Below are 22,702 nucleotides of genomic sequence, written 5' to 3'. Positions count from 1 at the left end.
GCGAGCCAGCTCAAAATTTTTAACATTTTTGTATCAATTATGATCTTTGTACATTTCTGTGATGTTGTGTGGGTGTTACTTTAGGGCCGCAGGTTAAATAAAACCTTACAAGACCTGTGGTTTTTACTTTAAGGACACCCTATGAAAACCTCGATATTCAAAAGCCTTTACTTTCAGGTCCTGACAGCGATTGCCATCGGTATTCTCCTTGGCCATTACTACCCTGAATTAGGCGCCCAAATGAAACCGCTTGGCGACGCGTTCGTTAAGCTCATTAAGATGGTCATCGCTCCCGTCATCTTCTGTACTGTCGTTACCGGCATTGCAGGCATGGAAAGTATGAAAGCAGTAGGCCGCACCGGTGCGGTTGCACTGCTTTATTTTGAAGTGGTCAGTACGATTGCGCTGATCATCGGTCTTATCATCGTCAACGTGGTGCAACCCGGTGCCGGGATGAACGTCGATCCGGCAACGCTGGATGCGAAAGCCGTCGCGATTTACGCTGAGCAGGCCAAAGACCAGGGGATTGTGGGCTTCCTGATGGATATTATCCCAGGTAGCGTCATTGGCGCGTTCGCCAGCGGCAACATCCTGCAGGTATTGCTGTTCGCGGTGATGTTTGGTTTTGCGCTGCACCGTCTGGGCAGCAAAGGCCAAATGATTTTCAATGTGATTGAAAGCTTCTCGCAGGTTATTTTCGGCATCATCAATATGATCATGCGCCTGGCGCCAATCGGTGCTTTCGGGGCCATGGCCTTTACCATCGGTAAATATGGCGTCGGTACGCTGGTACAGCTGGGGCAGTTGATTATCTGCTTCTATATCACCTGTATCCTGTTTGTGGTGGTGGTGTTGGGATCGATTGCCCGGGCAACTGGCTTTAGCATCTTCAAATTCATCCGCTATATCCGTGAAGAACTGCTGATCGTTTTGGGCACGTCTTCTTCCGAGTCCGCGCTGCCGCGTATGCTCGATAAGATGGAAAAACTTGGCTGTCGGAAGTCGGTGGTCGGGTTGGTTATCCCTACCGGCTACTCGTTTAACCTTGATGGGACATCGATCTATCTGACGATGGCGGCGGTGTTTATCGCCCAGGCAACGAACAGTCATATGGATATCTTCCATCAGATAACCCTGTTGGTGGTGCTGCTGCTCTCCTCGAAAGGGGCTGCGGGAGTGACCGGAAGCGGCTTTATTGTACTGGCAGCTACTATCTCCGCTGTGGGTCATTTGCCGATTGCCGGTCTGGCGCTGATTCTCGGCATTGACCGCTTCATGTCTGAAGCCCGTGCGCTGACCAACCTGATTGGTAACGGCGTGGCAACCGTCGTTGTCGCGAAATGGGTGAAAGAACTGGATAGCAAAAAGTTGGATGATGTGCTGAATAATCGTGCGCCGGATGGCAAAACGCACGAAATATCCTCTTAATCCCTCCACTTATGCCCGTAGTCCCTTGTAGGGCTACGGGCACCTGCGCATAATTACCCCCTGTACCTGAAACCGTCGATCCGAAGGTTTCGGGATTTTTTCACTTCTTCCGTGACATTTTCATGTTCTCGCGGTCTAACACGAAGTGTTTTAACGTCATATTCAGAGAGTCCTTTTTCAGGGCTGTCTTTTTATTACCAGGATTGTTGATCAGGGGTTCACATGCAGGGCACAAAAATTCGACTTTTAGCGGGCAGCTTGCTGATGATGGCCTCTGCCGGCTATGTGCAGGCAGATGCGCTCCAGCCTGACCCGGCGTGGCAACAGGGTACGCTGGCAAACGGTTTACAGTGGCAAGTGTTAGCCACTCCCCAGCGCCCCAGCGACCGTATTGAGGTTCGCCTGCTGGTTAATACCGGTTCACTCACCGAGAGTACACAACAGAGTGGTTTCAGCCACGCGATCCCGCGTATCGCGCTGACGCAAAGCGGTGGCCTGGATGCCACGCAAGCCCGTTCACTGTGGCAGCAGGGGTTCGATCCCAAGCGTCCCATGCCGCCAGTTATCGTTTCCTATGACTCCACGCTGTATAACCTCAGCTTGCCCAACAACCGTAACGATCTGCTGAAAGAGTCGCTCTCTTATCTGGCGAATATCTCCGGCAAGCTGACCATCACGCCAGAAACCATCAATCATGCGCTGAGCAGCGAAGATATGGTGACAACCTGGCCGATGGATACCAAAGAAGGCTGGTGGCGCTACCGTCTGAAGGGATCGACACTGCTGGGACACGATCCCGCCGATCCGCTGAAAACCCCGGTAGATGCCGAGAAAATCCAGTCGTTCTACCAGAAATGGTATACCCCGGACGCCATGACGCTGATTATCGTCGGCAACGTTGACGCGCGCAGCGTGGCTGAGCAAATCAACAAAACCTTTGGCGAATTAAAAGGTAAACGTGAGACACCAGCACCGGTGCCGACACTTTCCCCGCTACGCGCTGAAGCGGTGAGCATTATGACCGACGCGGTACGCCAGGATCGCCTCTCCATCATGTGGGACACGCCGTGGCAACCGATCCGTGAATCCGCCGCGCTGTTGCGCTACTGGCGTGCTGATTTAGCCCGTGAAGCGCTGTTCTGGCATATCCAGCAGGAGCTAACCAGGAACAATGCGAAAGACATCGGTCTGGGCTTTGACTGTCGGGTGCTATTCCTGCGTGCGCAGTGCGCCATCAACGTAGAGTCACCGAATGATAAGCTGAATGCGAATCTGGGGACGGTGGCGCGTGAGTTGGCGAAAGTGCGTGATAAGGGTCTGCCGGAAGAAGAGTTTAACGCGCTGGTGGCGCAAAAAAATCTGGAACTGCAGAAGCTGTTTGCCACCTATGGCCGTACCGATACCGATATTTTGATCAGCCAGCGTCTGCGCTCGCTGCAAAATCAGGTGGTGGATATCGCGCCGGAACAGTACCAGCGTTTACGCCAGAACTTCCTCAACGGCCTGACCGTGGAGATGTTGAATCAGGATCTGCGCCAGCAACTGTCGCAAGAGATGGCTCTTATTCTGCTTCAGCCGAAGGGTGAGCCTGAATTCAATATGAAGGATCTGCAGGCGACGTGGGATGGCATTATGGCACCCGTTACCGCTGCGGCAGCGTCCGTTGAAACCGATGAATCTCATCCTGAAGTGACGGACATTCCGCCAGTGCAATAAAGGAAATCGTAACCTGTATGCCGGGCAAGCGAAGCGCCCCCGGCATACAAGAATAACGGTTTACTGCGGCATCGCGTCGCGAGGAATAATCGCCCCGCGATGCTGAATGACCGTGCTGGCTGTCAAGTGGCCGCGTTTGGCGGCTTCTGTGGCATTGCCTCCGGTTAAGCGTACCGCCAGATACCCGGCGCTGAACGAATCGCCCGCGGCGGTGGTATCAATCACTTTCTCTTTTGGCAGTTTTACCGCCGGTACATCAATGAGCTCTTCGCCATTGATGGACACCAGGCACGAGTCGGCGCCACGCTTCACCACCACTTCCTGCACGCCTGCTGCGTGAGTGCGGGCAATCACCTCAGCAACGGGTTTTTCACCCCACAACGCATCTTCATCATCCAGCGTCAGGAACGCGATATCGGTGCATTCCAGCATCTGCTGATACACCTGCTGGGTCTCTTCTTTGCTGCTCCACAGGCGTGGGCGGTAGTTGTTGTCAAAAATGACTTTTCCGCCGTTGGCGCGGCATTCGCGCAGCAGTGACAGCAGTTTCTCACGGCTGGACGGGCTTAAAATGGCGAGGCTTATGCCGCTCAGATACAGGTAGTCGAACGTCGCCAGCTCTTCGCAAATGGCGGTGGAGTGTTCACTTTCCAGCCAGAATTTTGCCGCCGCTTCATTACGCCAGTAGTAGAAGGTACGCTCACCGCTGCTGTCTGTCTCAATGTAATAGAGACCCGGAAGGCGGTTTTCCATACGCTGCGTTAATGAGGTATTGACGTTTTCGCCGTGCCAGGATTCCAGCATTTGTTGGCTGAAACTGTCCGTGCCCAGCGCCGTGACATAGTGTACGGAAAGGGCCGCAGCATCGACCTGACGGGCGATATAAACGGATGTATTCAACGTGTCGCCACCAAAACCGCGCTGAACGTCAGCGCCTTTCTGTGACAGTTCAATCATGCATTCGCCAATCACGGCAATCTTGCTGGACATAGTCGTAACCTGCTCTGAAAAAATTAGCGTTAGTGTGCGCTGTGGGTGTTAAGTGGTCAACTATATTAAAACATCGTTCCATTAATTTTTTGAGCCAACGCGTATTCTGCGCGATTTTTTGCTGCCAGGTTTTTATTTAGCGACGTGCTGAACGTAAAGTTCTGCGCCTGAGCGCCGATAACCTTTGACGAGTCCGGTCAGTCACACTCTTATTTACAGGACATCTCAGATGATAAAGCAGGTTACCCAGCAGCTAATTACGCCTGATGCGAGTATCGAAAGCTTGCTGGAGAGACGCTATTGGCTGCAGTGCGAGCGTGCTTACACCTACCAGCCGATTTACCAGACTAATGGGCGGCTGATGGCTGTTGAATTGCTGACAGTGGTGAGCCATCCTGATAACCCTTCCCAGCGTCTTGCGCCAGACCGTTATTTTGCCGAAGTAGCCGTACGTCACCGTATTGAAGTGGTGAAGGAGCAGCTCCAGCAACTCCAACTGAAAAGCGACTTTTTTAAAACCCACGACCTGCTGGCGTCGGTGAACGTTGATGGCCCAACGCTGCTTGCGATGCGCCAGGAGCCCGAGATACTGAGAATCATCGAAGGTCTGCCGTGGCTGCGCTTTGAGCTGGTGGAACATATTCGCTTGCCGAAGGGGTCGTCATTTGCTTCGATGTGCGAATTTGGTCCGCTCTGGCTGGATGACTTTGGCACTGGGATGGCCAATTTCTCTGCCCTGAGTGAAGTCAGCTACGACTACATTAAAGTGGCGCGGGATCTGTTTATTATGCTGCGCCAGACGCCGGAAGGCCGGAATCTGTTCACGCTGTTGCTACAGCTCATGAACCGCTATTGCCGCGGGGTGATTGTCGAAGGCGTTGAAACGCTGGAAGAGTGGCGCGATGTGCAAAACTCACCGGCGTTCGCTGCGCAGGGCTATTTTCTCTCGCGTCCGGTTCCCCTGCATACCCTTGAAGAGGTGATTTTGTCGCTTTGATGTTGGCGTCATCAGCCTCCTTTTAATCCTGCTGGACTATCTTTAGGACAGGCAAGGAAGAAAGTGAGGAGGTAAAAGATGACGAAAGCAGGCAAAATAGCCACAGCAGTATCAGGGGTTTTCTTGTTGTTGATCGTCGTACTCATCATCGTGATTGCGACATTTGACTGGAACCGGCTCAAACCGACCATCAACCAGAAAGTCTCTACTGAACTCAACCGACCGTTCGCGATACGCGGTGATTTGGGCGTAGTCTGGGAGCGGCAGAAGCAGGAAACCGGCTGGCGCAGCTGGGTTCCGTGGCCGCACGTTCATGCGGAAGATATTATCCTCGGCAACCCGCCGGATATTCCCGACGTTACCATGGTGCACCTCCCACGCGTTGAAGCCACGCTCGCACCGCTGGCGCTGCTGACCAAAACGGTCTGGCTGCCGTGGATTAAGCTGGTGAAACCGGACGCGCGGCTTATCCGCCTGTCGGAGAAAAACAACAACTGGACCTTTACCCTCGCCAGGAGTGAAAACCCCGACCCCAATGTCCCACCGTCTGCCTGGTCATTTCGACTCGATAACATTTTGTTCGATCAGGGGCGCATTGCCATCAACGATAAGATCACGCAGTCGGAAATTGAGATCTTCGTTGATCCGCTGGGTAAGCCATTACCCTTTAGCGAAGTGACCGGTGCAAAAAATAAAGAGAGCAACGCCCGCGTCGAGGACTACGTGTTTGGTCTGAAAGCGCAAGGCCGATATAACGGTGAACCGCTCAGCGGCAGCGGAAAAATCGGTGGGATGCTGGCGCTGCGTGGTGAAGGTACCCCTTTCCCGGTGCAGGCTGATTTCCGTTCGGGTAATACACGGGTGGCGTTTGTCGGCACGATAAACGATCCGATGAATATGGGCGGGGCGGATCTCAAACTGAAGTTTTCGGGCGATTCGCTCGGGGATTTGTACGATTTGACCGGCGTGCTGCTGCCGGATACGCCACCTTTTGAAACCGACGGGCGACTGGTCGCCAAAATAGATGGCGGGAAATCCTCGGTGTTTAATTATCGCGATTTTAATGGTCGCATTGGCGACAGCGATATTCACGGCACGCTCGCTTACACCACCGGCAAGCCGCGCCCGAAACTGGAAGGGGACGTTGAGTCGCGCCAGCTGCGGCTGGCAGATTTAGGGCCGCTGATTGGCGTGGATTCCGGTAAAGGTGCGCAACGAGCCAAACAGTCTGAACAACGCAAGGGTGAAAAGAACGTTCAGCCCACGGATAAAGTCTTGCCGTACGACCGTTTCGAAACCGACAAATGGAATGTCATGGACGCCGACGTACGCTTCAAAGGGCGACGTATTGAGCACGGCAGCAGCCTGCCCATCAGCGATCTCTCCGCTCATATCATCCTGAACAATGCCGACCTGCGGCTGAAGCCGCTGAAATTTGGTCTGGCGGGAGGCAGTATCGTCTCCAGCATTCATTTGGAGGGGGATAAAAAGCCGATGCAGGGTCGGGCGACTATCCAGGCGCGCCGTCTGAAGCTGAAAGAGCTGATGCCGGATGTGGAACTGATGCAGAAAACGTTGGGTGAAATGAACGGTGACGCCGAGTTTCGTGGGAGCGGGAATTCGGTGGCCGCGCTGCTCGGCAACAGTAATGGCAACCTGAAGTTGTTGATGAACGACGGGTTGATTAGCCGAAATCTGATGGAGATTGTGGGGCTGAATCTGGGTAACTATATCGTTGGACAGATATTTGGTGATGACGAAGTACGGGTAAACTGTGCGGCGGCGAATCTGGATATCGTCAACGGTGTCGCACGCCCGCAGATTTTTGCTTTTGATACCGAAAATGCGGTTATCAATGTTACCGGAACGGCGAGTTTTGCCTCTGAACAGCTGGATTTAACCGTCGATCCGGAGAGTAAAGGCATTCGTATCATTACGCTACGTTCGCCGCTGTATGTGCGCGGGACATTCAAAAATCCGCAGGCCGGGGTGAAGGCAGGGCCGTTGATCGCCCGTGGTGCCGTCGCCGCTGCGCTGGCCACGCTCGTCACGCCTGCGGCCGCGCTGTTGGCGCTGATCTCACCGTCTGAAGGTGAGGCCAACCAGTGTCGGACGATTTTGTCGCAGATGAAGAAGTGATTTCAGAAGAAAACTGCCGGATAAGCGAGGCGCTATCCGGCAATCAAATTACAACGATTGATGGCGGGTTTCGTGGGTTAATAACAGCGCAATCAGCGTTAACGCCGCCATCGATGCCAGATAAATACCGACGGCTGGCAGGCCGTAGTTGCCCTGCAGCCAGGCGGCGATGTAAGGGGCCACGGAAGCGCCGAGAATGGATGAAACGTTATACGAGAACGACGCGCCTGTGTAGCGAACCTCGGTCGGGAACAACTCCGGCAGCAGCGCGCCCATCGGGCCGAAGGTCAGCCCCATCAGGCTCAGCCCCAGCAGCAAGAAGACAAATACCAGCGCCGGATTGCCAGAACCCAACAACGGTTTAAAGGCGAACAGGGCGAACAGAATGATAAGCGTGGTGATGATGAGCATGCTCTTACGACGACCAAACGCGTCGGCCAGCAGCCCGGCTATCGGTACCATGACGCCAAAGCCAATCACCGCCATCATCAGCATCCACAGGACTTCATTACGCGGTAAGCCAAGGCCCACAGGGGCTGCGGCGGTACTGAAGGTCATCGAGTAGACGGTCATGATATAAAACAGCGTATAGGTCGCCAGCATGATAAACGTGCCGAGGATCGTGACGCGAACATGCTTCGTCAGCAGTGTACCCAGCGGGATTTTCACCTGCTTTTTCGCCGCCGCGACTTTGGCGAAAACGGGGGATTCATGCAGTGAAACGCGAACGTACAGGCCGATAATCACCAGCACCGCAGAGGAAATGAACGGTACGCGCCAGCCCCAGCTCATAAACTGCTCATCGGTCAACAACCACGAGAGCAGAAGAAACGTGCCGTTGGCAAAGAAAAAGCCGATCGGCGCGCCCAACTGAGGGAAGGAACCGTACAGCGCCCGCTTGCGCGGTGGAGCATTTTCCGTTGCCAGCAGCGCAGCACCGCCCCATTCACCGCCCAGGCCTAAACCCTGACCAAAGCGAGCCAGCGCCAGCAGGATCGGGGCGAAAATCCCAATCGTCGCGTAGCCAGGCAACAAGCCGATAATCACCGTCGAGATCCCCATGGTCAGCAGCGAGGCAACCAGCGTGACCTTGCGCCCGACACGGTCGCCGAAATGTCCGAACACCGCAGAGCCGATCGGTCGCGCGACAAAGGCGATAGCAAACGTTGCGAGAGACTGCAGCGTTGCCGCGGCCGGGTCGCCCTGGGGGAAGAAGATGTGAGGGAACACGATCACCGCAGCGGTGGCGTAAATGTAGAAGTCGAAGAACTCAATGGCGGTGCCGATGAGTGAGGCGACGACGACTTTATTGCGCGAGTTGACCGGGGTATGTTCCTGTTCGTTGTCGAGCGTTGTGGCGGTTGCTTGCATAATATTTTCTTATTTTTTGTCGAACGAATGGTCATATTACGCACAGCAAAAGAGACATTTCAATCTGTAACAAACGTTGCGCGTGGTCAAAAATAAGGCAAAAAGGGGATAATTTTTAGGCCGGCGGTTTCACTTCTATGAAATGCTTCACACAATTTAAAACTTGGATGATAAAACTGGTTTTTGGTTAAATAAAAGTTACAGGTTGGATTTATATCCTAAGAATGTACTGGATGGCGATGCAAGCATTTGGGGCACAGGCCGGATGAACGTAGCGTCATCCGGCAGTTGACGAAGACTAGCGGTGCGTTTTCCCCGGCATCCGGGGGTCATCTTTGTATTCAGCGGTGGCTATCCAGGCGGCGCAGAACAGGGTCAGGCGGGCGAAGAAATAGAAGAACGCCATCAGGCCGAGCACCGATCCAAACGCCGCGCCAGAGGGTGATTGCACCAGCGACGGCAGCGTCCAGGTCATAATAATTTTGATGGCTTCAAAGCCAAGGGCGGCGATAAATGTACCGCGAATCAGCGCCTTCTTACGCGGGCGATGGCGGGGAAGTCGCCAGAAAATCCAGAAGAACAGCAGATAGTTGGCAAAAATGGAGATCGCCAGGCCGATCAGTCGCCAGGCGGGCTTCAGCCATTCGATGTCGTCGAGGTACAGGGCCGAGATAATCATCTGCTGGGCAGAACCAGAGATGGAGGTAATCGACAACGTGACGATCAGCGCAATCAGTAATCCAATCAGCGAGATAAAATCACGCAGATATTTGACCCAAATTTTTTCCTGATCCTGCGGCGTGCGCTCCCAAACGTCTCGCGACTGAGCACGTATCGCTTCGCGCAGGTTTCCCATCCAGTTAATTCCGGAATAAAGCGCGATACCCAGCCCAACCAGACCGACGGTAGTACGCTGCTGAACGGCAGTATTGATGGTGTTTTTCAGCGTGGAGGCGAGCGTCGGATCGCTGACGTTAATCAGGATTTTGCTGAAGATATCCTGCAATAGTGTGGGGTGCGAAGCGAGAATAAAACCGGCAGCGGCAAACGATACCATCAGAATGGGGATCATCGACAGGAACGAGAAATAGGTAATCGCTGCGCCAAACTGGTTTCCCATCCGGTCATTAAAACGCTCTGTAGCACGGATCAGGTGGGCGATAAAGGGCTGGCGCTGAACGCGTTCTGCCAGAGTCAGGGCCGTTTTCAGCACCTGATGGGGCCTACTGTTGGTCTCCGTGCGGTCACGCTCTGGCGTCTCAATTTTTACGATCGGGGTGTGCTCAAGTTCCTGAATGGGGCGTTTTACGTCTTTTTCCTGCGTCATCAGGGCGGTAGTCCTTATTTTATGCATTCACAGGACAGTATAGCGTGTCAGTCCACATAGTCTTTCATCACGCCGGTCAGCCACTCCATAAACAGGTGTACCCGGCGGGAGAGATTGCGGCGATGCGGATAAAGCAAAGATACCGGCATCGCTTCGGCGCGATATTGCGGTAAGACTTCGACCAGCGTACCGGCGCGTAATGCCTCGCGTACGCCTACTCGTGGGACCTGGATGATACCCAACCCGGCAAGACAGGCCGCATGATAGGTTTCGGTGCTGTTTACCGTCAGCATGCCGCCGGTTTTAATCCACCGGGGTCCGTTGTCTGTCGCTACTTCGAAACCCTGCGAGCGCGTACCCAAGTTTACCGCGTAATGCACCACCGCATGCGAAACCAAATCTTCCAGGTTTTCTGGATAACCAAAACGGGCCAGATACTGTGGGCTGGCACAGTTAATCTGCGTCAGTTTCCCCAGCGGACGGGCAATAAGTCCAGAATCTTTCAGCGTGCCCACGCGCACTACGCAATCGAAACCTTCGCGTATTAAATCCACCAGGCGGTCGCTGCTGCTGAGTTCGAGTTCAAGTCCTGGATACTGATGTAAAAAGGTGGGCAGGCGGGGCATTACCAGATTCCTGGCGACGCCAACCGGCATATCGACCCGCAGCTTACCGCTGATGCTGGTGGGATCGTGATGAAACAGCCCGTCCAGTTCATCCAGATTGCTCAACAGATCTTTCGCGCGTTCGTAATAGATCATACCGTCCTGGGTCAACTGAACGCGGCGGGTGGTGCGATGCAGCAACTGAGTCCCCAGATGATTTTCCAGCGCCTGGATTTGGCGCGATACGCTACCCTTAGGCAGTCCGAGGGTGTCGGCCGCGCGCGAAAAGCTCTCCAGTTCTGCGACGCGGATGAACAACTGCATTGCGTGAATTTTATCCATCCTCATGCCCTATTGTTGTTCTGATTGAAACAGTAATGCGCAATTAACAGTATTTATTGTTTTTCTAACACCTAATAAGCTCAATCTCAATCTTCACTACAGCAGAAATGGGGTTTCTTATGACGCAACGCATCGCATTGGTGACCGGCGGCGGTCGTGGACTGGGTAAAAACGCGGCGCTTAAGCTGGCGAGCAAAGGAATTGGCATTATCCTGACGTGGAACAGCAACGAAAAAGAAGCCCTGCAGGTGGTGGATGAAATTCGCCAACTTGGCGGGAAAGCAGCAACATTGCCGTTGAATGTCGGGGATATTTCAACGTTCCCGCGCTTTGTTGAACAAATGCAGGAAACGCTGCAAACCCAGTGGCAGTGTGAGGGGTTTGATTATTTATTGAACAACGCAGGAATTGGCATAAATGCGCCGTATACTGCCTTCACCGAGGCGCAGTTTGACCAGCTTTTGAACATCCAGTTTAAAGGCCCGTTTTTCCTGACGCAGAGCTTGTTGCCGCTGATAAAGCAGGGCGGCAGGATCCTCAATGTGTCGACCGGGTTGTCGCGTTTTGCCCTGCCTGGCTACAGCGCTTATGCCGCCATGAAAGGCGCGATGGAAGTGCTAACCCGCTATCAGGCGAAAGAGTTGGGGGAGCGCGGTATTACGGCGAATATCATTGCCCCTGGCGCGATTGAGACCGATTTTGGTGGCGGAAACGTGCGGGACAACGCACAGCTGAATGCGTATATCGCCTCACAAACCGCCCTGGGACGCGTTGGGTTGCCGGATGATATTGGGGATGCCATTGCCGCGCTTCTCAGTGATGAGCTGGCCTGGATGACAGCCCAGCGCATCGAGGTGTCTGGCGGGATGTTCTTGTAATTCGGTCGTCTACTTATTGCGTAGCAGATTAGTTTTTTGAGCAATAAAAAACCGGGGCGTCATCATACGTGAAAATATAGCTGATGGCGTTTACCGGTGTTATCTGGAATCGAACGCCACGATTACGGTGCTGAAAGAAATCGGGGATAAATTGCCTGAAAAATTCATCTTTCTTAGGTAATGGGTTTGCCTCATCAGAAACCATAATGACTTGCCCATCTTCATACCAATATTTAAACGATACTTTATTACTGACGGACTGAGTCGGTGCGCCATTTTCATTGTATTCACCGGCAGCTTCATAGGTGCCATTACCATTATTAAGGTTAAAGTCGAGGATCATATCCAGAACTGAATTATCATAAACGATGGTTGTGTGGATCTCGCAGCTGAAATTCTTCCTCTGATGTTGAATATAAGTAGCAACGAGTAGCGGAGTGACAATCGCCAGAGCAATCAGCGACCAGATAACGATCCCTTTATTCATTTTCATGGTATTGCTGCTTGTAATAAATAGAGTGGCAATGTGCGCTACTTTCTTGCGGATTTTTGTCGCAAACTAAAACAGATACCCCGCGTTGTGCATGGTTGAGCGTTAAATATGCTATTTCACCCTGATTACATTTAACAGGATAGCGGCCAGATAAGGTCTCGAATGCGCTTCGACTTTTGTCTCGATCGTGCCATGAAGAGAAAATGTGGCAGCCGTTCATCTGACCAGTATTATAATAATTGGCAAAGGCCGGTTCATCATATGTCCAGGTCAGATAAAGCACGTAGCAGGAAAGAATAAACAGCAGGGCGGCCAACCCGTACACTATCGCGTGTTTTCGTGGCGCTGTGTGGGGCATGGCATTCGTTTCTGGTGGCGCGGAGGATGATGCCACAAAAATGGGATTGGCAGGCATGCTCTGTGGTTTCAGAAAATCCTCTCGTTCACCCACGACAACACGAGCGATGCTCTTAAAACCTTCCTTGGAAATCGTTTTGATGACATCGTCAGCGAGGTCGGCTGCTTTCAGCGCTTTTCGGATAGAAGAAATCGTTTGATAAAGGGCGTTAGTCGTTACTACCGCACCTTGCTTTTCCCATACGGCAGAGAACAGATAACGCTGGCTCAGCACCTGTCCATTATGTTCAAGCAACTGCGTCAGGCACTCACTAACAGGGCCATGCAAGGCGACAGCCCGTTCCGGGTAGTTGGCTAATGGCCCAAGGCGGCGAAGTTCCGGCTCGAAAATTACCGTCTCGTTTATCATAAACACTTTTTTCATGACATGCCCATTTGCGACCTGTAGAACATCAGGCTGTTCAATGTGTTTAGATTATCCGACTGCTAAAATTCTGATTAAGATTTTTAATGTTATAAATCATGATGTTGTACATGTACTTATCTGTGTCTTTCACGCGTATCCCCTCTCCAGTCGTCCGCTATGATTCATTATAAATCAAAAAAGATCACTGCTTCTGCAAGCTTTTTGCCCTTATTGTGGTCTCGATTGATAGCTGGGCCGAGTGGATAACGAAAATCTTCAGAAGATGCAGAATTTAATTCTTTATAATTACAAAATTTCGACATTTAAAATTGAGTGATTGGTTGCATATGCCTGAACAGAATAAATAGGTTTTCATGTTGCCATTTTAAAGAATATTAAACTGTCAATTTCATTTATTACTTCTAATCTACCATAAACGAATGCTAAACGACCGGTTCTTTATAGTGCATCGGGTTGTGGATTGGAAAGCATTTATAGCAGCCATATAATCCACCACATAAACGGTATGGATTATCTCAACGCTTATATGTAGAGGTGCATGTTAGTCTTCATTTAACGTGGGTATAAGATATGGGCTATCGTCTATATGGATTTATGATAGGTGATGAGATTCATTTTGATATTTCTAACCGCAGGCTGTATCGGCTGACAGGGAGCCATACCGATAAAAGCATCGCTTTTGCGTCAATTTATTTCAATGAAACAATGTTAAGGCTTTTTCTGTATCTGCTGATGAATGGCAGGACCAAGCCAGTTCCCAAAGAAGAGTTATTTGAAGAGATCTGGGAAGCGCATAACCTCAGCCCTTCCACACAAAGATTATGGCAGGTTCTGCACAATCTTAATAATAAATTAAGCCTGCTAGGGTTACCTGGAGATTTTATCCTTAATATTAGAGGGCGTGGTTACATCATTAATTATCCTGATGTGATCCCCGTCTATTACAGAGTGAGCGAGCTCCCGGCTCACTCCGTTAAAAAAGGGGAGAAGACAGATACCCTGAGTGAGTGATGTCAACTCAGGTGTTTGCCCTGAACACTTACGTGTGAAGGGCTTTTTTTTATCATTCTTATTCTATATTCAATTTCTTATTAATGATGGTTAAATAGCATTGTTGTTCGGTTCATTCCGGCACTGGAATAATATATGAGCATAATAAATCGCTTCACCAATTTAAAAGTAAGTAAGAAATTATTCTTTGGCTTTTCAATCGTCTTGCTTGTGACGCTTGTCATTCTTGTTTCTGGTTTGCTTGGTCTTACTAATATTCAGGACAAGGTTGAAAAAAATGGACATACCACTGATTTATTTAATGCGTTGTCTCAGGTCCGCTTAGGGCGTACTAGTTTTCAATATACGCTGGACCAGAAGTATCTGGACCAGACCAATGCTGCCACCCAGCGTATGCAAAGTATCGTCACTGAAATGAAAGCGCTCTCCTGGTCTCCTGAAGGGGCAAAGGCATTGGCAGATACCGCGAATGCAGTGAATAGTTATGTCACGACTTTGGTGCCTTTTACGAAAGCGCTTTCTGAAAAGAAAACCAGCGAACAGAAACTCAGCACACAAGGGCTGTGTGATAACTCAGAATTGGCCTCAGAACTGAGCCGAAACGGTACGCTAGATGCTCAGCATTCGCTTATCGCGGCGCAGATCGCCTTTATTATGAGCGATATTGATTCGCAGATGGCGCTGTACAAGCAGCACCCGACAGAGGTGTTACTGAAAGGGATTCACAAACGTCTGGAGACAGCAAAGGCTGACACCGGGCAACTGTTACCGATTTCTTCTGAAGAGCAAAAGGTCTGGTTGCAGTCTGGTCTTGAAGAGATGCAGAACGTAGCTTCCGAACTGGAGAATTATAAAAATGTCTGGAACCAACAGGCAACGCTGTCCGATGCCTTAGCGGGTAAAGCGATCTCGTTGACCCAGGCAATCCAGACTCTGTTTGCCATGCAGCAGAAAATGGTGACTGACACGGTCGGTAACGTGCAACTGCAGATGGGTATTGTCGCTGCTATTGGTATTGCGTTAGGGATCCTGCTGGCGATTGGCATAACCACATCCATAACCCGCCCGCTCAACGAAACCCTGCGTGTGGCTGAACAAATCGCCAAAGGCGATCTGACCAGCACACTGACCAGCACCCGCCGCGATGAGCCGGGCTTGTTAATGCAGGCTGTTTCCACCATGAACGACAACCTGAAAAACATCATTAACGATGTGCGTAACGGTGTGGATAGCGTCGCGCGTTCTTCATCAGAAATTGCGGCGGGCAATATGGATTTGTCTGCACGTACCGAGCAACAGTCCGCTGCCGTGGTGGAAACCGCGGCAAGTATGGAAGAGCTTACCTCAACCGTGGCGCTGAACGCGGAAAACGCCAACCATGCGCGTCTGCTGGCGGATGAAGCCTCGCAGCATGCGACAGCAGGCAGTGAGATATCGCAGCAGGTGATCGATACCATGAAGAATGTGCGAAGCAGTTCGCATCGTATTTCTGAAATCACCACCGTCATCAACAGCATTGCCTTCCAGACCAACATTTTGGCGCTAAATGCCGCCGTTGAGGCCGCCCGCGCAGGTGACCAGGGGAAAGGTTTTGCCGTTGTGGCTGCTGAAGTGCGTACGCTTGCCCAGCGTAGCGCCCAGTCAGCCAAAGAGATTGAAAACCTGATTAATGAGTCTGTCGTGCATGTCGATACCGGTTTTAACCTTGTCGAAAATGCAGGCGATGCGATGTCTAAAATTGAGACTTCCGTTGCGCAGGTTCGGGACATCATGAGCGAAATTGCCGCTGCTACCGATGAGCAAAGCCGGGGGATCTCGCAAATTGCGCAAGCGATGGCCGAAATGGACACCACCACTCAGCAGAACGCCGCTCTGGTGGAAGAATCTTCTGCTGCGGCCAGTTCGCTGGAGGAGCAGGCGGTACAGCTTGAAAAAGTCGTGTCGATCTTCCGCGTATCGAATGATCAAACCACACAGGCGGAACATCGCCGGGTAAACCACGGGAATACTGCCCGTATGACCACGAGTAAACGACCTTCCTCCAATGTCCAGGATGACTGGGTCAAATTCTGATGATTAGCGTGCGGCTGCCATGAACGGATAGCCGCACGCGAAAGGTGCGCGATGATTAGCTTAACCAAAGATAGCCCTGGATTGTTCTCGGGTGCCGGTGCGCAGCAAGCCTGCTTTCTTCCCCATACAGCGGCGAAAACGTTGAGCGCAGCAATGACTCAGCGACAGATTAAGCCAGTCTATCAACCCTTTTTTGATAGTCAGACGGGTAGAATCGCGGGTATCGAAGTATTGGCCAGGTGGAGGCATCCAGTACATGGCAATATTCCCCCTGATATATTCATTCCCCTGGCGGAGGAGCATAACCTTATTGCCTTGCTGACGCATCAGCTGGTTCAGGAGGTGATTGCCGAGCTTCAGCATCGGATCCATCTTTTCCCTGATGGGCTTTATATCAGTCTTAACCTGAGCCCTTATAACTGTCTCGATCCACGCTTTGAGTCGGATGCCATTACGCTGTTGCAAACGCTTTCTGCAAGCCATGTTCAGTTGGTCATCGAAATAACCGAGAAGTACCCGCTGCACTTTACTCCCCAGTTAAGCGAGTGGTTTGCCAAATTAAAAAAATCCAATATCGCCGTGGCGCTGGATGACTTTGGAACGGGATATTCAAACCTGTCATACATCCACGAGCTGGAGCCTGAGTTCATTAAGATTGATAAAATTTTTGTCGCTCAGATTGACGGCAACGGTGATACCCGCCTTGTTGACACCCTGATTGAGCTGGCGAAAAAGATGCATCTGCGGATTATCGCTGAAGGCGTTGAAACCCTGGCTCAGGCTGACTATCTGCGCTTGAAAAACAGTGATTTTTTACAAGGATACTATTTCTGTAAGCCGGTTCAGATTGATGAGCTGATCGAGCTGGTGTTGGGTGAAAAGAGCTGACCATATCAGGACCTGTCACTGTGTAGAGATACGTCGAAAGAAGCACTTCATGCTATATTGTGTTTTGTAACACATTCACCCGACGTTTGAGATTCCTTATTTTCAGCAAAAAATATAGACTCGGATTAATTAATATTAATTGCTTTGATGTTCGTACTGATAATAAGGAAATCCTTAAAGCAAAGCCTTGCTTTTACCTCTTTGTGTAATCCTTTTGCCTGAGCTGTAACCATTCATAATTTCTGCTTCTTTCTTCTTCAGTTATCGGTAGAATGGCCACTGCCAAACGGCGAGTTCTTATTTTACCCCGTGGGTAATACCCTTCTGCGTTGATGGCTAATATCTTATTCAGACGGAGAGAAGTAATGCAGTTAATAATGTTTGACAGGCAGTCGATATTTATTCATGGAATGAATGTAAGTTTACAAGAAAGTATTCCAGGAGTGGATGTTCAGGGTGTCAGTCAGGCAGATGACCTTTGGCAAAAGCTGGAAGCAAACCCGGATGCGTTGGTTATGATTGATGGCGATCTTGACGGTGAGTTTTGCCGTGGATTACTCCAACAGCTCGCACAGCGCTATTCGACGGTAAAAGTGCTGATAACCGCCACGGATTGCCGTAAAAAATGGCTGCAGGAGTTGGCGCAGCTAAATGTACTGGCTATTGTACCGCGCGACGCCGACGCAGGAACGTTTACGCTGGCGCTCAATAGCGTTGCAATGGGCATGATGTTTTATCCCAGAGATTGCTTAACGCCAATCGAGAGCGGTAGCCAAAATATTAAAACATTAAGTGCGCGCCAGCGAGAGATCCTGACCATGCTGGCTGCCGGAGAGTCCAATAAACAAATTGGTCGCATGTTAAATATCAGCACCGGGACGGTAAAAGCGCATCTGGAGTCGCTGTATCAGCGCCTGGAAGTGAAAAATCGTACCCAGGCGGCAATGATGTTAAACGAAATACATTAACCCACGCTTATTTCACAGTCAGATAATCTCTGGCTGTGAAATATAATCAGGCCACATTTCTGATGGGCAAAACCGGGTTATCCCCGCGCTAAACATCCACGCAATTAACGCTTCCAACTGGAACAGATCTTTCAGCTGCGGCAGCTTTGCATGGATTAATTCCTCGCAGGCGCACAGATCCGTGAGCAGCAGCGTTTCTGCCTGTGCCACTGAAATTTGGCCATTGAAGGCTTCACCTGCGGTGATTTCATGCCCATAGCCAATGACCCAGACGCCGCGTTCATCCTGATATTTTTCCAGTGACAATCCTTGTCCCTGTTTAATAAAGGCGATACAGGCGGGCGTAAAATGTGATGAATGGCGGTGCATGCTGATTTCTCCGCAAAGAGAGCCATTCTAGAGAAAATACCCGGTTACAGTAGTTGCCATGCGGCCCGTTTTTTCAGTAAAACGCCTTATGACGTGGGTGGCTGATATTCCTGCTTTAGCAGGCCGAAAATCCAGTCGTCGTACCAGGTTTGATGCAGCCAGTAGCTTTCGCGCAGTGTGCCTTCATGAACGAATCCCGCCTTTTCCAGCAGGCGTCGCGAGGCTTCATTCCCTGCGGTGACGTAGGCCGTCAAACGGCGTAACCCGCCAGTGGTAAATGCGAAATCACACACGGCATACAAAGACTCTGCGCCATAGCCTTTACCTTGCGCTTCGGGTGCAAGCAGAAAACCTACTTCGGCGCAGGCATTATTTTGGTGAACATACCCCGTGACACCCAGCCGCGATCCCGACTCATTATCGCACACGACCAGGCATAGCCAGTGTGGGCTTCCGGGAGACCATTCAGGCAGGCGTGAGTTAAATATTGCCCGTACATATTCTTCAGCGCGTGCATCGGAGACATAGTGCATTACATTAGGATCTTGCTGCAATGCTAAGAAAAAATCCCAATCGGCCTCCGTCAGCGGGCGGCAGGTCAGACGTGATGTTTTTAACACTGGCACAGGCTTACCTCCTGAATAATTTTCAATGATTACGTGGTCATCACTGTAAAACACACTTATTTGTTATATGAATGTGTTTCAGTTTACATCGGTACGTTTTTACACGACGCCGCGTTTATAAAAAGAGCAATAAAGACCATCGTGAGGCCGCACTGTTGCGGTCCTTTTAGGGACGATAATGACCAATAGCGCATTACCGGCGACATGTACGCCATTTGAACACTGTTTAGGGAGCATTCGCCAGGCATCGGTGGAAATCCTGCTGCTATTAGGTGTGCATGTTGCAGAAGGCAAAGATCCGCGCTGGTTTCTGGAACAGCTCGATCAGGCCCGCCTGAATCTGGGCGGCTGGGGGGCGGTTGCCAGACGATTGCAGATGAACGATGCGCAATTAAGCCAGTTCACCCTGCGATTGCGTCATCTTCAGCAGAACGTACCTCAATATGAAAGTGGTCAGGATGTCAGTGAAAACCAGCTTATTTCTGCGTTGCGCTTTGTCGCCTCTCTGGAGCAATTGCGTCATCTTCAACCGTTGCTGAAGTATCAAACCGATATTGACGTCGGGAGTCCAGAGGCACAGATGCAGGCGCAGCGCCAGCTTCGCGCAATAGAGTTAACGCTGAAAGCCCTCGTTGCGCGGGTATGGCCGGACCAACATCCTCTTAACAGCTTCCTGAAACAGCACTTTGGTGCCGATCGGCTGCGACGCTGGCTTAAACTTGGCGAGGGGCGTGATGCGTTGGACGGCATGTTGTTTAGTGAACTGGCGCTAATGGTGGTCGATAAGAAACTGTTCGTGCGCCATTTTACCCAGATTTTTAATGACTCTTCGGTACTCACGCTGTTTGTCGAGCCGCGCTTAACGCTGCGTATGTTTCTTGATGACTGCCGGCTGGCACGCAATGGGGTTATTGCTCAGCAGCCGCTGAGCTCGGTACAACTGATGCTGTTAAATTATCAGTACCGACAAATCACCCACCCTGTGCAGCGGGCGTTTGAAGAGCGGCGTATCCGCATCAGCCCTGCATCGTATCTGGAATCTGATGAGAGCCTCATTCGCCAGTTCTGGATAACGGCAAAGCAAAAGGCCGAACAGACCGGGGAGGATAAGCAGGAAATTGCCGACAGTATCGACCCGCCGGAAAAACGGGTGCAGCGCACGGCCGAAGAGCGTGAACAGCTGATTTCCGGCATGCTGTGGGTGGCCGTTGGCGTAATGGTGCTGATGATATCGCTGGGCGCGTTCTGGTTATTCAGCTCGCCTGCGCCACAGGCACCTGCCGGTCAATCGGTTGACATCGTGCAGGAGGAACCGCGACGTGACGCGCCTTCCGCGCGGGACACGGTGACCCGTATGGGCATCTCGTGGGATGCGTTTACTATGCGGGCGGCTATCGATCGCAACGACACCCGCGTAACGTCCTTGTTTTTGCAGGGCGGGATGGACTGGAAGCTGGCGTGGACGGAGCAGGCGTTCACTGCGGGTAATACCGCCGTGCTGAAGCTGCTGTTGCGTTATCCCTCGCAGATGGATGAGGCCCAACCCTGTCAGCAGTTTATGGGTACGCTAAGTCATGCAATGTCGAACGGAGCATCGCTGACATCGTTGCATAAAAGCTATCTGCAAAGTTTTTGCGCCAAACCGGACGTTGTTGCGCGACAGCGGTATGACGCCGAACAAGCCGAACTGCGCGCTCGCGCGGAGCCAAGCGCCGAAAATAAGAAATGGCAGAAAATTCATAACACGCTGTATGACGCCATTAACTGACAGCCTGAATAGCCAGCGCCATCAGGCTGCCAGGCCGTTACGGTTCGCCGTAGAGGCCGATTAATCGGCGCACCACGCCATTAGTCCAGCCAAAACCATCTTGCAACGGATATTCACCGCCGCCGCCTTCGCGCGGCGTGCCGTCGGCGATATGGTATTTCTCGATAAGTTTATGGTGTTCCTGGTAAAAAAGATTAACCGTTTTCAACCAGCTACGAGCAATTTCATCTCCCAGGTGGTCGTCACCGTACAGCTTAAATCCCTGAATTGCCATCCACTGCAGCGGTGCCCAGCCGTTGGGTTTATCCCACTGTTCACCGGTTTCGTATTCCGTTGCCATAATGCCACCGGGGGTTAACAGGCGACTGCGCACGGTATTGGCGAGCCGATCGGCTTGTGCGTGGGTCGCCATACCGACATACAGCGGCACAATACTGGCGGCAGAGAAGAGGGCCATTTCTTCGCGTCGCCAGTCATAATCCCGATAACAACCGTTTTCATCATCCCACAGATAGTGGTCCACGGCAGCGCGGCGGTCATTGGCTTTCTGGCGAAACAGGGTCTCCGTTTCCCGCTCACCTTTCAGTGCCGAAATGTTAGCAATGGTGCTCTCCAGCTTGTACAGGAAGGCGTTGAGGTCAATGGGGATGAACTGGGTGGTGCGGATGCTGGCAAGACGGCCCGCATCGCGCAGCCAGCGTGAGGAGTAATCCCAACCGGAAGCCGCACCCGCTCGCAGATCCCGGTAGACCTCATTGGGCGGGCGACCCGAATGCTTGGCCGTTTCGACGTCTTCGATCCATGACTCATCGCGCGGGGTATCACGATCGTCCCAATAGCGGTTGAGCAGAGAACCGTCCGGCATTCTGATGACATGGCGGTAGGCCTGGTTAAGCGCCAGGGAATCTGCGCCATCCATCCAGAACGCGTATTCCATTTTAAGATGATCCAGATAACGACGCGCGCCGCGCACGCCATCCTCTTCAAACAGTTCCACCATCAGCGCAAAGACCGGCGGCTGGGAACGGCTCAGATAGTAGGTTCGATTGCCGTTCGGGATGTGACCATAGTTTTCAATCATCCAGGCAAAGTTATCCGCCATACATTTCAGCAGATCTTCCCGACCGCTCTCTGCCAGACCGAGCATGGTGAAATAGGAATCCCAGTAGTAGGTTTCACTAAAACGTCCGCCCGGCACAATATACGACTGCGGCAACGCCAGCAGTGAAGACCAGGGAATGTGATCCTGCGGTTCGCGCGTTAGCACGGGCCACAGTTGGTCAATATGCTCTTTCAGCGAGTCCTGCGGGTTGGAAACATACTCACTTGACGGGGTTTCGGGCATCCAGAAATGGTTCTCGACAAAGCGTTGCAGGTCAAAGTCCCGGTGGCGCTTAACTTTGCGATAGCGGATCAGAATATCCAGCGGGTCCATTTTAGGCGCGCAGTCGGGGAAGGTTTTGCTGTCGGCAAACAGCTTTGACGACTGGACATGCTCGAACAGTTCAAGATAGCGGTCGGCGGGCGTTAACGCATCGGAGGCGGGTAGTCCTTCAATCATTTCCGGCTCAGGCTCCGCCTCAATCATTTCATCCAGCTTTAACTCGCACGGATCCATTTCATAAAGCAGATCGATGTCGATCGTCAGTTCTTCTGAAGGGGCGTGGGGTAGTTTCTGGTTGAGCATAATGAGAAAGACCTCCGGTAAAGAGATGTTGAAAGGAAACGGCTATTGCCCGGCTGTCTGTTAAGCGTAGACATTCGCTTCGGTGTCGGGTGAGTAAAGCGTGCGGTTGATCACGTTTTTAGGTTTTTCAATTATTAAGAGATAAAACTATCCCAATGATAACAATGAATAATTGCTGATTTTACGTGACCTGTAGATATTTAATTTTCAGAACATTCGATTGCAACGAGGTGTGAACAGAA

General features: G+C 51.6%; 19 protein-coding genes. 10 read left to right on the top strand and 9 right to left on the bottom strand.

Features of this window, described 5'->3' with window-relative positions:
* Positions 1-141: 141 nt before the first annotated feature.
* Both JQ822_RS15680 and JQ822_RS15675 read left to right on the top strand, forming a co-directional pair.
* Complete coding sequence (locus JQ822_RS15680) at positions 142-1,428, top strand: dicarboxylate/amino acid:cation symporter (protein WP_213134235.1); 1,287 nt, start codon at positions 142-144, stop codon at positions 1,426-1,428.
* Between the two features lie 222 nt (positions 1,429-1,650).
* A complete protein-coding gene (locus JQ822_RS15675; protein WP_213134234.1) occupies positions 1,651-3,144 on the top strand; it encodes a M16 family metallopeptidase in 1,494 nt (497 codons plus the stop codon).
* A gap of 60 nt (positions 3,145-3,204) precedes the next feature.
* Here JQ822_RS15675 and JQ822_RS15670 read toward each other — a convergent pair whose 3' ends face one another.
* Positions 3,205-4,134, bottom strand: a complete 930-nt coding sequence (locus JQ822_RS15670) for a sugar kinase (protein WP_213134233.1) — start codon at positions 4,132-4,134, stop codon at positions 3,205-3,207.
* A 229-nt stretch (positions 4,135-4,363) separates the two neighbouring features.
* Here JQ822_RS15670 and pdeH point away from each other — a divergent pair, with 229 nt between their 5' ends.
* Positions 4,364-5,131 (top strand): cyclic-guanylate-specific phosphodiesterase, encoded by a 768-nt coding sequence (pdeH, locus tag JQ822_RS15665; RefSeq protein WP_213134232.1) that lies wholly within the window; start codon positions 4,364-4,366, stop codon positions 5,129-5,131.
* A 78-nt stretch (positions 5,132-5,209) separates the two neighbouring features.
* Positions 5,210-7,270, top strand: a complete 2,061-nt coding sequence (locus JQ822_RS15660) for an AsmA family protein (RefSeq protein WP_213134231.1) — start codon at positions 5,210-5,212, stop codon at positions 7,268-7,270.
* A gap of 48 nt (positions 7,271-7,318) precedes the next feature.
* On the opposite strand, the gene JQ822_RS15655 is transcribed toward JQ822_RS15660, so the two are convergent.
* The 3 genes from JQ822_RS15655 to JQ822_RS15645 all read right to left on the bottom strand — a co-directional run bounded on the left by JQ822_RS15655 (position 7,319) and on the right by JQ822_RS15645 (position 10,915).
* Positions 7,319-8,641, bottom strand: coding sequence for an MFS transporter (locus tag JQ822_RS15655; RefSeq protein ID WP_213134230.1), 1,323 nt, complete (start codon positions 8,639-8,641; stop codon positions 7,319-7,321).
* 298 nt (positions 8,642-8,939) lie between these two features.
* Positions 8,940-9,968, bottom strand: a complete 1,029-nt coding sequence (gene yhjD, locus JQ822_RS15650) for an inner membrane protein YhjD (protein WP_213134229.1) — start codon at positions 9,966-9,968, stop codon at positions 8,940-8,942.
* A gap of 47 nt (positions 9,969-10,015) precedes the next feature.
* Positions 10,016-10,915, bottom strand: a complete 900-nt coding sequence (locus JQ822_RS15645) for a LysR family transcriptional regulator (protein WP_213134228.1) — start codon at positions 10,913-10,915, stop codon at positions 10,016-10,018.
* A gap of 119 nt (positions 10,916-11,034) precedes the next feature.
* On the opposite strand from JQ822_RS15645, the gene JQ822_RS15640 reads away from it, so the two are divergent.
* A complete protein-coding gene (locus JQ822_RS15640; protein WP_213134227.1) occupies positions 11,035-11,793 on the top strand; it encodes an SDR family NAD(P)-dependent oxidoreductase in 759 nt (252 codons plus the stop codon).
* Positions 11,794-11,821: 28 nt separating this feature from the next.
* On the opposite strand, the gene JQ822_RS15635 is transcribed toward JQ822_RS15640, so the two are convergent.
* Both JQ822_RS15635 and JQ822_RS15630 read right to left on the bottom strand, forming a co-directional pair.
* Positions 11,822-12,286: a hypothetical protein gene (locus JQ822_RS15635; RefSeq protein WP_213134226.1), complete on the bottom strand. Its 465-nt coding sequence runs from the start codon at positions 12,284-12,286 to the stop codon at positions 11,822-11,824.
* Complete coding sequence (locus tag JQ822_RS15630) at positions 12,273-13,067, bottom strand: winged helix-turn-helix domain-containing protein (RefSeq protein ID WP_213134225.1); 795 nt, start codon at positions 13,065-13,067, stop codon at positions 12,273-12,275. Before JQ822_RS15630 ends, JQ822_RS15635 begins: the two co-directional genes overlap by 14 nt.
* Positions 13,068-13,640: 573 nt before the next feature.
* Here JQ822_RS15630 and JQ822_RS15625 point away from each other — a divergent pair.
* The 4 genes from JQ822_RS15625 to JQ822_RS15610 all read left to right on the top strand — a co-directional run bounded on the left by JQ822_RS15625 (position 13,641) and on the right by JQ822_RS15610 (position 18,010).
* A complete protein-coding gene (locus JQ822_RS15625; RefSeq protein ID WP_213134224.1) occupies positions 13,641-14,081 on the top strand; it encodes a winged helix-turn-helix domain-containing protein in 441 nt (146 codons plus the stop codon).
* 135 nt (positions 14,082-14,216) lie between these two features.
* Complete coding sequence (locus JQ822_RS24525) at positions 14,217-16,154, top strand: methyl-accepting chemotaxis protein (protein ID WP_274608460.1); 1,938 nt, start codon at positions 14,217-14,219, stop codon at positions 16,152-16,154.
* 51 nt (positions 16,155-16,205) lie between these two features.
* Entirely contained in the window at positions 16,206-17,042 is an 837-nt protein-coding gene (locus JQ822_RS15615) for an EAL domain-containing protein (RefSeq protein WP_213134223.1), read from the top strand.
* A 365-nt stretch (positions 17,043-17,407) separates the two neighbouring features.
* On the top strand, positions 17,408-18,010 hold the full coding sequence (locus JQ822_RS15610; RefSeq protein WP_213134222.1) for a helix-turn-helix transcriptional regulator: 603 nt from the start codon (positions 17,408-17,410) through the stop codon (positions 18,008-18,010).
* 18 nt (positions 18,011-18,028) lie between these two features.
* Here the strand turns inward: JQ822_RS15610 and JQ822_RS15605 are convergent, their stop codons facing one another.
* Both JQ822_RS15605 and JQ822_RS15600 read right to left on the bottom strand, forming a co-directional pair.
* Positions 18,029-18,379, bottom strand: coding sequence for a glycoside hydrolase family protein (locus JQ822_RS15605; protein WP_213134221.1), 351 nt, complete (start codon positions 18,377-18,379; stop codon positions 18,029-18,031).
* Between the two features lie 86 nt (positions 18,380-18,465).
* Positions 18,466-19,005 carry a GNAT family N-acetyltransferase gene (locus tag JQ822_RS15600; RefSeq protein ID WP_213134220.1) on the bottom strand — a complete coding sequence of 180 codons (540 nt, stop codon included), beginning with the start codon at positions 19,003-19,005 and terminating at the stop codon, positions 18,466-18,468.
* 178 nt (positions 19,006-19,183) lie between these two features.
* Here JQ822_RS15600 and JQ822_RS15595 point away from each other — a divergent pair, with 178 nt between their 5' ends.
* Complete coding sequence (locus tag JQ822_RS15595) at positions 19,184-20,773, top strand: STY4199 family HEPN domain-containing protein (protein ID WP_213134219.1); 1,590 nt, start codon at positions 19,184-19,186, stop codon at positions 20,771-20,773.
* A 37-nt stretch (positions 20,774-20,810) separates the two neighbouring features.
* Here JQ822_RS15595 and JQ822_RS15590 read toward each other — a convergent pair whose 3' ends face one another.
* A complete protein-coding gene (locus JQ822_RS15590) occupies positions 20,811-22,460 on the bottom strand; it encodes an alpha,alpha-trehalase (RefSeq protein WP_213134218.1) in 1,650 nt (549 codons plus the stop codon).
* Between the last annotated feature and the right edge of the window lie 242 nt (positions 22,461-22,702).

Origin of the sequence: Citrobacter sp. FP75 (genome assembly GCF_018342065.1) — a bacterium.
GTDB lineage: Bacteria > Pseudomonadota > Gammaproteobacteria > Enterobacterales > Enterobacteriaceae > Citrobacter.
Note: the sequence above shows the minus strand (reverse complement) of the source record. Positions and strands in the feature narration are given on the sequence as shown.